The sequence below is a fragment of the Intrasporangium mesophilum genome, from assembly GCF_054783095.1.
In genome coordinates this window covers 32,445-43,754 of the sequence record NZ_BAAGRF010000004.1, presented here as the reverse complement: position 1 = coordinate 43,754, position 11,310 = coordinate 32,445, and the positions used below count along the sequence as shown (strand labels likewise).

The 11,310-nt window shown below is 69.4% G+C and carries 11 protein-coding genes and 1 tRNA gene; 9 read left to right on the top strand and 3 right to left on the bottom strand.

Going from position 1 to position 11,310, the window contains the following annotated elements; translation table 11 throughout:
- Positions 1 to 186: 186 nt before the first annotated feature.
- Complete coding sequence (locus ACYVLP_RS03630; protein WP_460625972.1) at positions 187 to 687, top strand: hypothetical protein; 501 nt, start codon at positions 187 to 189, stop codon at positions 685 to 687.
- Positions 684 to 1,160, top strand: coding sequence for a hypothetical protein (locus ACYVLP_RS03625; protein WP_460625971.1), 477 nt, complete (start codon positions 684 to 686; stop codon positions 1,158 to 1,160). Before ACYVLP_RS03630 ends, ACYVLP_RS03625 begins: the two co-directional genes overlap by 4 nt.
- 76 nt (positions 1,161 to 1,236) lie before the next feature.
- On the opposite strand, the gene ACYVLP_RS03620 is transcribed toward ACYVLP_RS03625, so the two are convergent.
- Together ACYVLP_RS03620 and ACYVLP_RS03615 are read right to left on the bottom strand one after the other, a co-directional pair.
- A tRNA-Gly gene (locus ACYVLP_RS03620) sits at positions 1,237 to 1,310 on the bottom strand.
- A gap of 168 nt (positions 1,311 to 1,478) precedes the next feature.
- A complete protein-coding gene (locus ACYVLP_RS03615; protein ID WP_460625970.1) occupies positions 1,479 to 1,910 on the bottom strand; it encodes a RidA family protein in 432 nt (143 codons plus the stop codon).
- A gap of 123 nt (positions 1,911 to 2,033) precedes the next feature.
- On the opposite strand from ACYVLP_RS03615, the gene ACYVLP_RS03610 reads away from it, so the two are divergent.
- The 7 genes from ACYVLP_RS03610 (at position 2,034) to ACYVLP_RS03580 (ending at position 9,777) form a co-directional block, all read left to right on the top strand.
- Entirely contained in the window at positions 2,034 to 2,903 is an 870-nt protein-coding gene (locus tag ACYVLP_RS03610; protein WP_460625969.1) for a fumarylacetoacetate hydrolase family protein, read from the top strand.
- Positions 2,904 to 2,981: 78 nt separating this feature from the next.
- Entirely contained in the window at positions 2,982 to 3,467 is a 486-nt protein-coding gene (locus tag ACYVLP_RS03605; protein ID WP_460625968.1) for a cupin domain-containing protein, read from the top strand.
- Positions 3,464 to 4,384 (top strand): acyl-CoA thioesterase, encoded by a 921-nt coding sequence (locus tag ACYVLP_RS03600; protein ID WP_460625967.1) that lies wholly within the window; start codon positions 3,464 to 3,466, stop codon positions 4,382 to 4,384. The genes ACYVLP_RS03605 and ACYVLP_RS03600 overlap by 4 nt, the downstream gene beginning before the upstream one ends.
- Positions 4,381 to 6,045 (top strand): AMP-binding protein, encoded by a 1,665-nt coding sequence (locus ACYVLP_RS03595; RefSeq protein WP_460625966.1) that lies wholly within the window; start codon positions 4,381 to 4,383, stop codon positions 6,043 to 6,045. Before ACYVLP_RS03600 ends, ACYVLP_RS03595 begins: the two co-directional genes overlap by 4 nt.
- Positions 6,042 to 8,417: a bifunctional salicylyl-CoA 5-hydroxylase/oxidoreductase gene (locus tag ACYVLP_RS03590; protein ID WP_460625965.1), complete on the top strand. Its 2,376-nt coding sequence runs from the start codon at positions 6,042 to 6,044 to the stop codon at positions 8,415 to 8,417. Before ACYVLP_RS03595 ends, ACYVLP_RS03590 begins: the two co-directional genes overlap by 4 nt.
- Positions 8,414 to 8,914: an acyl-CoA thioesterase gene (locus tag ACYVLP_RS03585; protein WP_460625964.1), complete on the top strand. Its 501-nt coding sequence runs from the start codon at positions 8,414 to 8,416 to the stop codon at positions 8,912 to 8,914. Before ACYVLP_RS03590 ends, ACYVLP_RS03585 begins: the two co-directional genes overlap by 4 nt.
- Positions 8,914 to 9,777, top strand: a complete 864-nt coding sequence (locus ACYVLP_RS03580; protein WP_460625963.1) for a PaaX family transcriptional regulator — start codon at positions 8,914 to 8,916, stop codon at positions 9,775 to 9,777. The genes ACYVLP_RS03585 and ACYVLP_RS03580 overlap by 1 nt, the downstream gene beginning before the upstream one ends.
- Here ACYVLP_RS03580 and ACYVLP_RS03575 read toward each other — a convergent pair.
- On the bottom strand, positions 9,765 to 11,213 hold the full coding sequence (locus tag ACYVLP_RS03575; RefSeq protein WP_460625962.1) for a CapA family protein: 1,449 nt from the start codon (positions 11,211 to 11,213) through the stop codon (positions 9,765 to 9,767). The genes ACYVLP_RS03580 and ACYVLP_RS03575 overlap by 13 nt on opposite strands.
- Between the last annotated feature and the right edge of the window lie 97 nt (positions 11,214 to 11,310).

The following is an 11,310-nucleotide window of genomic DNA, read 5'->3' as shown; positions in this document are numbered from 1 at the left end:
ACGAACGGAAGGGTGTTCGTGTCAGCCTGAACTGATAGAACGCAGAGGCGCGCTGCTCAGTATGTCCAAATTGGACGTCAAGTCCCTCGAAAATGTCGAGGCCATCCCATAGCGTCAGGGCATCAGGCTCCAGATCCTCTGGGCCGAACGACGCAAAAGGAGTTCGATATGACCCGAGCTGGACGGGTGACGGCGATGGGCCTTCTCGCGGTGTCGGTGTTGTCCACCGTCGCGCCACAGGCCGCCCAGGCATCGACCAGTGGCTGCCCGGTGGAGTACTACTACCGGTTCGCCAATGTGACCACGGCCTACAAGGATGCCGCCAACATCCCGCCGGCATACGGCGGCCCCGGGGTGTTGGTGGGCATCACGATCACCGAAGGCAAGACCGTTACGGGCACCGTCGGAGGGGCCGTTTCGGGCGAAGTCGGCATCATCGTGGCCGAGGCGAAGGTTGATGTCAGCGGCTCGATCGCCTTGTCGAAGACTGCTTCGGTCGCCTACTCCGGCTCGAAGACCATCCCGATGACGTGGACGACGGGTGGCTATCTTCATGTGGGTGGCTTCACCAAGAAGATGACCTGGTACTACGCGCGCACCACGCCGACCTGCGGCGAGCAGGTCATCAGATCTGGCCCCGCCAACTTGCCGTACCACATTCCGGCTTTCTGGGCCACGCGCGCGTGATTCGCGAGGTGTCGGTCGTCGGCCTGTCCAGCCGTCGCAAGGGGCCGGTGGTCGCAGTGAGCGCTGCCTTGCTGGCTGCCACGGCAGCGTGCTCGACGGGGGCTCCGCAGTTCCCCACGATTTCGAGCCGCAGAGTGGTGACCCAGGCGCCGTTGCAGACGCGCCAGATCTTGCCGCTCTGGGATTCGGCGGGCTTGTTGCCCAGCGGCATCCAAGTGGCCGAACTGCGGACCCACGGGGACGCACGCATCACGATTCCGTCGAGACCCGAGGGAAAGCTCACGATCAGGATCGCCTGCGAAGGGCAGGGTGAGGTCGCGGTCTCCGATGCGACCGGCGTCATCACGCGCCTGTCCGCATGCTCGGACTCGACGGCGGTCAGCGCCGGACTGCCCGCCGGGCGCCGTCCCTCGAAGCTTCGGGTGACCGCAGGACCTACGACCAACTGGCACGCAGGAGTCTGGGTGGAGTGAGTTGGTGCTGGATGCCCCTGGCGAGGTGGTCAGGGGAACGCGAAGGGCCCGGTCGTCATGACCGGGCCCTTCGGCTTGGAGCAGGCGGCACGAGTTGCACGTGCGTCTTCCTTCTGGAAGAAGGCTGTTCTGCTACTGAACTACACCTGCGTGCCCGGCAAGGTTAGCGGATGTGCGCTCCATCGCCGAATCGAGTGTGCGAGCGCCCGCCGAGGTCTGCCGGACGGTCTGCAGGGAGGTCTGCAGGGAGGTCTGCAGGAAGGTCTGCGCTGGGCGGGGGTGAACACCACCCGAAGGTGCAGACCTTCCTGCATTGCTTCAGGCTCCGGGGCGGATGAGGCGGTCATCCGGTATGACGGCGACACCGAGGATCTCGATCATCGCCTCGGGCTGCCAGAGCCCGGTCGTGCCGATCCCGGCCATCGCCGGATAGACCGGACCCGCCAGCTCGCGCCACACCTGCCCGATCTCCGAGCCGTGAGCCTGATAGTCGGGGATGTCCGTCAGGTAGATGGTGATGCTGACGAGGTCCGCCGGCACACCTCCCGCCTCGGCCAGGGTGGCGAGGACGTTCGAGAAGGCCTGGCGGAACTGCTCGACGATGCCGCCCGGCACGATCCGCATGTCCTCGTCGAGCGCCGTCTGCCCGCCGAGGTGGAGCGTGTTGCCGCTGAGGGTGCCGTGCGAGTAGCCGCGCGGCGCCGGCAGTGACGCGGGGTTGACGGCGACAGGCTTCAGGTCGGCGGACATGGCAGGTGCTCCTCCTGGTCGGTCTGGCATGCCCTCAGCCTAGCGATCTATTGACAACATCTCAACGGTCGTTACGATTGAAGAATATCGAGCCTGGACACAGACGTCCGAGAAGGAGCCGGGATGCGATTTGCCACCGTCGCCGACGACACGGGGTCGACCACGGCCGCCGTCCTCGACGGCGGGGCGTGGCGGGCCCTCCCTGCCCCGGACCTGTCGGCACTGCTCTCCGGGGAGCCGGAGCTGGGGAGCGGTATGCCGCTCGCCGAGCTGGCTGCCCGCGCGGGCCGCGAGGTCGTGGGCGCAACGCCCATGCTCCCCCTTCCAGCGCCCGCGAAGGTCATCTGCTGCGGGCTCAACTATGCCGATCACATTCAGGAGACCGGACGCGAGCTGCCCCGGTTCCCAACGCTTTTCGCGAAGTTCGCTGACACGCTCACCGGCCCGACCGACGACATCGTGCTCCCGCACGGACTTCAGGTCGACTGGGAGGCCGAGCTTGCGGTGGTCGTCGGCGCGCCTCTGCGCAACGCCGACGTGACGACCGCCGGGGCGGCCGTTGCCGGGTACACCGTCGCCAACGACGTGAGCGTCCGCGACTGGCAGTACCGCACCCTCCAGTGGTTCCAGGGCAAGGCCTGGGACCGCTCCACGCCGGTCGGTCCCGTCGTCGTGACCCCCGACGAGGTCGACCCGGCGGAGGGTCTCGACGTCATCTGCCGGGTCGACGGTGAAGAGGTCCAGCGCGACTCCAGCGCCACGCTCGTCTTCGACTCCGCCGCCCTGCTGGCCTACATCTCGACCTTCACGACGCTGCGCCCGGGTGACCTCGTCCTCACCGGCACGCCGGGCGGCGTCGGCGTCGCGCGTGACCCGCAGCGGTTCCTCGGGGACGGCTCCGTCGTCGAGACGGAGATCAGCGGAATCGGCTTGTTGCGCAACACGATCCGCCTCGCCAGCGATGCCACCGCCAAGACCGCCGGCATCCCCTGACCCCCGGCGCCCAGCCAGCCCAACCTGCCCAGCCAGCCCAACCCAGCCAACAGCCCTCGACCACCACCAGGAGCCAGCATGGAACCGGACCTCAGCAAGTACGTCCTCGACGGTGACAACACGATGTATGCCGCCCCGAGCGGGCTCGTCGTCCCCTTCGTCACGCGAGCTGGCCGCGAGCCGGGCGACACCGGACAGTCCGCGGGCGCCACGCGCATCTCCGGGGTGAGCATCCAGCACACGCCCGCGACGCGGCTCTGGTTCGGCAAGGTGAGCAACGAGGCGGGCTACCGGTCCGTGCCGCACCACCACGGGGAGGCCGAGACCGGCGGCTATGTCCTCTCCGGCCGCGCCCGGATCTACTTCGGCGAGAGCTTTGCCGACTACATCGACATGGAGGAGGGCGACTGGGTCTTCGTGCCGCCCTTCCTGCCGCACGTCGAGTGCAACATCGACCGCAACCGGCCGCTGACCTGGATGACCACCCGCACGCCCGAGAACATCGTCGTCAACCTGCCGCAGGTCGACGACGCGGACCTGCCCCACTGGCTGGACCGGCCATGACGGTCGCCACCGTGCCGACATCCGCGCTCTTCACGGCGGCCGCGACCCTCACGCCGGTCGAGCCGGAGCATCACGACCTCGCCTTCACGGCGACCACCCAGCACTGCCCGTGGCCGAAGGCCTACGGCGGCGACCCGGTCGCCCAGGCCGCAGTCGCCGCCATCCGCTCGGTGACCGACGGCAAGACGTTGCACTCCATGCATTCGTACTTCCTGCGCCCCATCGACATCGGCGCCGAGGTGCGCTACGAGGTCGAGGTCCTGCGCGACGGGCGGGGGTACAGCACGAGACACGTGCGCGCGTTCCAGAACGGCAAGCCCGTGTACGTCTGTCTCGCGAACTTCGCGGCCGGCGAGCCAGGAGGGTCGTATGCCGTACTGCTGCCTTCCGACCTACCGCGCCCTGACGACCTACCGAGCAGTGCGGCATACCTCGACGGTCGCTCCGGCGGCACGATGACCGAAGAGTCGAAGGCGTACTGGAGCGGCGGACGCAGCTTCGACATGCGGCATGTCCCGGGCCCGGTCTACCTCACTGTCGACGGGCACAGCCTGCCCCAGCAGGCAGTCTGGCTCAAGCCGTTCGACACGCTGCGCCCGGTCGATGGCCTCAGCGACGAGGGCCGCGACCAGGCGGCGCTCGCGTATGTCTGCGACTACACCATCCTCGAGCCGGTGCTGCGTGTCCTGGGCCTGGCGTGGGCCGACCCGGGCCTCGTCACTGCGAGCCTCGACCACGCGATGTGGTTCCACCGGACCGGGAGCGCCGACGGGTGGGTCCTCTACACCCAGGAGGCGCAGGCGGCCGAGAACGGCCGCGGGCTCGCCACCGGCCGGCTCTTCGGCGCCGACGGCACCCATCTGGCCACCGTCGCCCAGGAGGGCATGATCCGATCCGCCCAGGGAGGGCAGTCATGAGCACCGTTGCACCCGCGCTGACCCCGTCGGCACATCTGGACACCTTCGCGCGCGACCACCTGCCGCCTGCCGACCAGTGGCCGACCCTGGAGTTCACGACCGAGGCGCTGCAGTACCCCGACCGTCTCAACGCGGCGACCGCCCTCATCGATGACCAGGTGGCGCGGCACGGCGCCGACCGGCCCGCCCTGCGGACGCCTGACGGCACGACGTGGACCTACGGCGAGCTGCTGCAGCGGGCGAACCAGGTGGCCCAGGTCCTGGTCGAGGACCTGGGCGTCGTCCCGGGCAACCGGGTGCTGCTGCGGGCGCCGAACAACCCGTGGACCGTCGCAGCGTGGCTCGGCATCCTCAAGGCAGGCGGGATCGTCACCGCGACCTTCTCCGCGCTGCGCGCTCGCGAGCTGGCCCCGATCGTGGCCAAGTGCCACCCGACGGTCGCACTCGTCGACCACCGGTCGCCGGCCGACGCGGAGACCGTGCGCGACGAGTCCGGCCCGGACCTGCGCGTCGTGACGATCGGGTCCGGCGACGACGACGACCTCGTGACCCTCGCGTCGGCGAAGTCCGGGGAGTTCAGCAACGTGGAGACTGCGGCCGACGACGTGGCGCTCTTCGGCCCGACGTCCGGGAGCACGGGAGTCCCCAAGATCACGACGCACTTCCACCGCGACATCCTGTCGATCGACAACACCTTCGGCCGCAACGTTCTTCGGCTCCAGCCCGACGATGTCGTCGCCTGCTCCGCACCCTTCGCCTTCACGTTCGGACTCGGCATGCTCGTCGTGTTCCCGCTGCTGGCGGGCGCGTCCTCGCTGCTCACCGAGCAGGCCACCCCGGACGCTCTGGCCGACCTCGTCGCCGAGCACGGCGTGACGGTCCTCGCGACCGCGCCTACGGCATACAAGCGGATCGTCGCGGTCGGCAAGGCGACGCAGCTGCGCGGGCTCCGTTCGGCGGTGAGCGCGGGTGAGCACATCTCCGAGCAGACCTGGCAGCAGCTGCGTGACGAGATCGGCCTCGACGTCATCGACGGGATCGGCGCTACCGAGCTGCTGCACATCTTCATCTCGGCCGCCGGCCCGGACATCCGGCCCGGCGCGACGGGCAAGCCCGTCCCCGGCTACCGCGCGACCATCCTCGACGAGTCCGGCGCCGAGGTGCCACCTGGCGTCGAGGGCCGGCTCGCCGTGATCGGACCGGTCGGCTGTCGCTACCTCGACGACGAGCGTCAGCTCGACTATGTCGTCGGCGGCTGGAACGTCACTGGTGACACGTTCGTCCGCGACGAGGACGGCTACTTCTACTACCGGGCCCGGACCGACAACATGATCCTCTCCTCGGGCTACAACATCGCCGCTCCCGAGGTCGAGGCCGCGATCGACCGCCACCCCGACGTCGCCGAGTGCGCCGTCGTGGCGCGACCCGATGCCGACCGCGGCTCCGTGGTGTGCGCCTTCGTCGTACTCAAGGACGGCGTCACCGCAGATGCCGCCAAGGCCAAGGAGATCCAGGACTTCGTCAAGCAGGAGATCGCGCCGTACAAGTACCCCCGCGACGTGCGCTTCACCGACTCCCTGCCACGGAACACCAGCGGCAAGCTCCAGCACTACCAGCTGCGCAGGCAGGTCGTGGCCGAGGTCGAGGCGGCCCAGCCGTGAGGATCGCGATCGCGGGCGGAGGCCCGGGCGGCCTGTACTTCGCCGCACTCATGAAGCAGCTCGACCCGGCCCACGAGGTGACGGTCTGGGAGCGCAACGCACCCGATGACACCTTCGGGTTCGGCGTCGTGTTCTCCGACGAGACCCTCGGCGGGATCGAGAGCGCGGACACCGAGATCTACGACCGGATGGAGAGCCGGTTCGCGCGGTGGACCGACATCGACGTCGACGTCGACCACCACGAGTTCACCATCGGCGGACAGGGATTCGCGGCGATGAGCCGCAAGGAGCTCCTCCAGATCCTCCAGCAGCGGGTGGCCCGGCTGGGCGTCACAGTGCACTACCGCACGGTCGCGCCGGACGTCGACGAGCTGCGTGACCACTATGACCTCGTCATCGCCGCCGACGGCCTCAACTCGGTGATCCGCACCGCAGATGCAGACGTCTTCCGACCCACGCTCGACCGCCGGCACAACAAGTACATCTGGTTCGGCACCGACCTCGTCTTCGAGGCCTTCCAGTTCATCGTCCGCAACACCGAGTGGGGGACGATGCAGATCCATGGCTACCCGTACTCCGACGAGGGCTCCACCTTCATCGTCGAGATGCACGAGGATGTCTGGCGCCGTGCGGGATTCGACAAGACGGAGCACGACGTCTTCCCGCCTGGCGTCTCCGACGAGTATGCCGTCGAGCGCATCAAGGAGATCTTCCGCGGCGAGCTGAAGGGCCACCAGGTCCTGACGAACAACTCCAAGTGGCTCAGCTTCCACACCGTCCGCAACGAGCGCTGGCACAGTGGCAACGTCGTGCTGCTCGGCGACGCCGCTCACACCGCTCACTTCTCGATCGGCTCGGGCACCAAGCTCGCGATGGAGGACGCGCTGGCGCTCGCGGCCTGCCTCCACGAGCACGGGAGCGTCGAGAGCGCGCTCACGGCATACGAGACCGAGCGCCGCCCGGTCGTGGAGTCCACCCAGCGTGCCGCCCAGGCGTCCCTCGAGTGGTTCGAGAACATCGGGATGTATGCCGGTCAGGACCCTGCGCAGTTCGTGTTCAACCTCCTGACGCGGTCTCGCCGGATCACCTTCGAGAACCTCAAGGAGCGCGACGAGGAGTTCGCGGCGCGCATGGAGGAGGAGTTCGCGCGCCAGCAGGGCTCCGCGCAGGTCACCCCGGCGATGTTCCAGCCCACGCGGATCGGCAACCTGGAGCTCAAGAACCGGATCATCGTGTCGCCCATGGACATGTACTCCTCAGTCGATGGCGTCCCGGGCGAGTTCCACCTGGTCCACCTGGGCTCGAAGGCGCTCGGCGGTGCGGGCCTGGTCATGACCGAGATGACGTGCGTGTCCCCGGAAGGCAGGATCACTCTGGGCTGCCCGGGTCTGTGGAACGACCACCAGCGGGACGCCTGGACCCACGTCGTCGACTTCGTGCACGGCCACAGCACCGCCAAGATCGGGCTGCAGCTCGGCCACTCCGGCCGCAAGGGCTCGACCAAGCTCATGTGGGAGGGCATGGACGAGCCCTTGGACTCCGACAACTGGGAGGTCATCGGCCCGTCGGCCCTGCCCTACGGCGACGGCTGTCACCTGCCGGGCGAGGCCGGCCGGGCCGACCTCGACAAGGTCGTCTCCGACTTCGTCGAGGCCGCGCGCCGGGGTGTCGACGCAGGCTTCGACCTCGTCGAGATCCACGCGGCGCACGGCTACCTCCTGTCCTCCTTCCTGTCGCCCGTGTCCAACCAGCGCACCGACGAGTACGGCGGCAGCCTGGCGAACCGGCTCCGCTTCCCACTCGAGGTCTTCGACGCCGTCCGCAAGGTCGTGCCGACGAACATCCCTGTGACAGTGCGCATCTCGGCGACCGACTGGGTGCCTGACGGCAACACCGCGGACGACGCCGTCGAGATCGCCCGATCGTTCATCGCCCACGGCGCGGCCGCGATCGACGTCTCGACCGGCCAGGTGACCAAGGACGAGCAGCCTGCGTTCGGACGGTCGTACCAGACGCCCTTCGCCGACCGGATCAGGCACGAGGTCGCTGCCGAGGCCGGCGCGGCGGTGATCGCGGTCGGCGCCATCTCGTCCTACGACGACGTGAACTCGATCCTGCTGGCCGGTCGCGCCGACCTGTGCGCGCTCGGGCGGACGCACCTCTACAACCCGAACTGGACGCTTCATGCGGCGGCGGAGCAGGAGTACCGCGGCGACGCGGCCGAGTGGCCGGTCCAGTGGCAGGCGGGCCGAAGGCGGCCGCCGACATCGCGCACCGAGAAGATCCCTCCGCGCCTGTCCCTGCTGCGTGAAGGGGCGGCCGACCGGGTGCACGTGCGCTGGCAGCCGCACCGCGACCCGGTAGCGGTATGAGCGCCGGCGCCGTCGCGGCCGGCGAGGCCGGGACGGGCCGCTCAGCCGTGGTGGCGACCGGTGTGTTCCGCACGCTGGTCCAGTGGATCGACACCGACGCCTCGGGCATCTACCACAACACGACCGTCGCGCGGTTCGTCGAGTCGGCGGAGGCGGCGCTGTTCGCCGAGCGAGGCATCGACGGCTACTTCCCGGTGGCACCACGGGTGCGCTACGAGGCGAGCTTCGACGCGCCCCTGCGGTTCGGGCAGGAGGCCACGGCCATCGTGGAGCTCGTCGACCTCGGCGAGCGCTCGATGACCTTCGACTTCGAGATCTGGGGTGAGCCGTTCCGGGGCAGACCACGGGTGCGCGCGGCGCACGGCCGGTACGTCACCGTGCATGTCACCGGACAGCCGGCCGACGAGATCCGCAGCGCCCCCTGGCCGGCCGCGTGGGTGTCGGCGCTCGCGGACAGGGGCGAGGAGCTCCTCCCGGATCCGGCACAATCACCCTGATGAGCGACCACCACGACGACGAGACCGCCGCGCCGGCGCAGCGGTCGCGCACCGTCGTGGTCAGCTTCCTCGGCGCCATCGTGCGCCCGATGGGCAGCTGGATGCCGATCGGCGGCACCGTCGACCTCGTCACCCAGCTCGGCCTCGATGCCCCCAGCGTCCGCACGGCGGTGTTCCGGCTCACCCGCCGAGGGTGGCTGGAGTCGGAGGTCCGGGACGGCATACGGGGGTATGCACTGACGTCGACTGCGCTGTCGGCGTTGAACGCCGGCGACGAGATCGTCTGGCACGCAAGGCAGCCCGCTGAACTCGGTGACGGATGGTGCATCGTCACGTTCTCGGTGCCCGAGTCCGCCCGTACCAAGCGCCACCAGCTGCGGTCGCACCTGACGTCGCTGGGCTTCGGCAACGCCGGCGCAGGCGTGTGGATCGCCCCCGCACGGATGCGGGACGCCGCGGTGCAGGCGATCGACGAGCTGGGCCTGACGGAGCGGTGTGCCCTCTTCGTCGGCGACTACGCCGGCGGCCAGGACCTCACGCAGCTGCTCTCGGAGAGCTGGGACCTCGACGACATCGACGCCCGGTACCGCGAGTTCATCGCGCGTCACTCGACCGTCCGCGACACGCTGGAGAACGGCGGCGGAGTCGACGGCGCACTGGCCTTCGTCACGTACCTCGGGCTCATCGACGAGTGGCGACGCCTTCCGTTCCGCGACCCCGGGCTGCCGCCCGAGGTGCTTCCGGCCGACTGGGCGGCGCCGGCCGCGGGCACGCTCTTCGAGCAGCTCGTCGACCTCCTCGGGGAGCCGGCGCTGACGTATGCCGCCGGGTACTGGCCGGCCGGCGCGCGTCAGGGCGTGTAGTCGAGCGTCGAGTATTTGTAGGTGCGCTGGAGCACGTACCGGCCGTCGCCCTGCGGGTCGAGCAGCGCAGGCCGGGCCTGCTGGATCATGACGGTCGGGCGCAGCCGGACGTTGACGAGCTTCGTGCCGCTGAACGTCAGGTCGAGGATCAGGCCCTCCTGCGTCTCCTGCCACCAGTCCTGCCCGAACAGGTAGTTGCCCGGGCTGACGAGGACCGAGCTGACGCCTCCGGACCGCTTCCTCAGCAGCAGTGGCCCGGCCACGTGCGTGCCGGACCCGATGACGTGGTCGCAGCCCGCCTCGTCGAACCAGCGAAGCTGCTTGCGCTGCAACGGCCAGAGGTCGTCGTGGTACTCGGCGCCGCCCCACCACTGCGGGTTGCAGATGACGAGGTCCGCGCCGCCCTGCTTGGCCCGGCGAACTCCCTCGACGACGTTCTCCCGCGTGATCCATGGGACGCCCGGCGTGTTCGCATCCGCCCTCGCGACCCCGGCGACGTCGTTGAACGCGACGAAGCCGACCTTGAGCCCGGCGACGTCGGCGTATGCCGGCACCAGTGCCTCGTCGAGGTCCATGCCGAGGCCGGTGCGCTTGACCTTGTAGGCGTCCATGAGCCTGAGGGTCGACCGGATCCCCGCAACTCCCTTGTCGCTCATATGGTTCGCGGCGAGATAGACGATGTCGAGACCGAGGGTGTCTCGCCACCGCGGGAGCACCGCCTCGGGGACGCTGAAGACGAGCGTGTGGCCGAGCTGCGGCTTCCACGTGGCGTTGGGGACGATCGGGCACTCATGGTCGGCGATCGCGACGTCGGACCTCTTCACCACCTTCGCCGCGGCACCGTCGTTGCCGGTGTCGACGGGGCGGACCGACTGGTAGGGCCTGTGGTCGGGAGGGTCGACGGGTGCCGGCGCGGCATACCTGGCCGTGCCTCCGCCGAAGACCCAGTCCCAGCCCTTGCCGCGAGCGACCGCCTGCTCGGCGGCGCCGCGGTCGGAACAGAGACTCCCGAGGTTCGTCATCGTCCAGACCTTCGAGGGGTCGTATGCCGTCCAGGCCGGGTTGAGCGCCGCGTTCGCAGGCGCTGCGGTGCCGGTGATCGGGTAGGGCAGCGCCCGGGCCTCGGCATCGCCGAAGAGGTCAGGCCCGAACATCCCGAACGGCCCGGATCCCTTGATGGACAACACCTTCGTCGCGGGCTCGACCAACCCCGTCGGCAGGAGTGCGACCCGCTTCTGGTCCTTCTCGAGCGCTGCTGCGATCCGGTCCGCCGGGACGCAGCTGCCGGAGCTGATCATGGCGGGCTGCGTCACCAGGATGCTGCAGGGCATGAGGAGCTGCCCGCGCTCGGCGAGCTGCTGGACCTCCGTGGGGGTCACGGTGGCCCTGAGGTTGGTGAGGCCGGTGACGACGGCGAGCGGGAACGTCGTTGCCACGGTGGACGGCGCGGTCGTCCCGGTGCCGGTGGGTGTTCCGCTCGGGGCTGTGGCTGGTGCGGTCGATGTCGCGGACGGAGGGAGCGAGCCTCTCGGG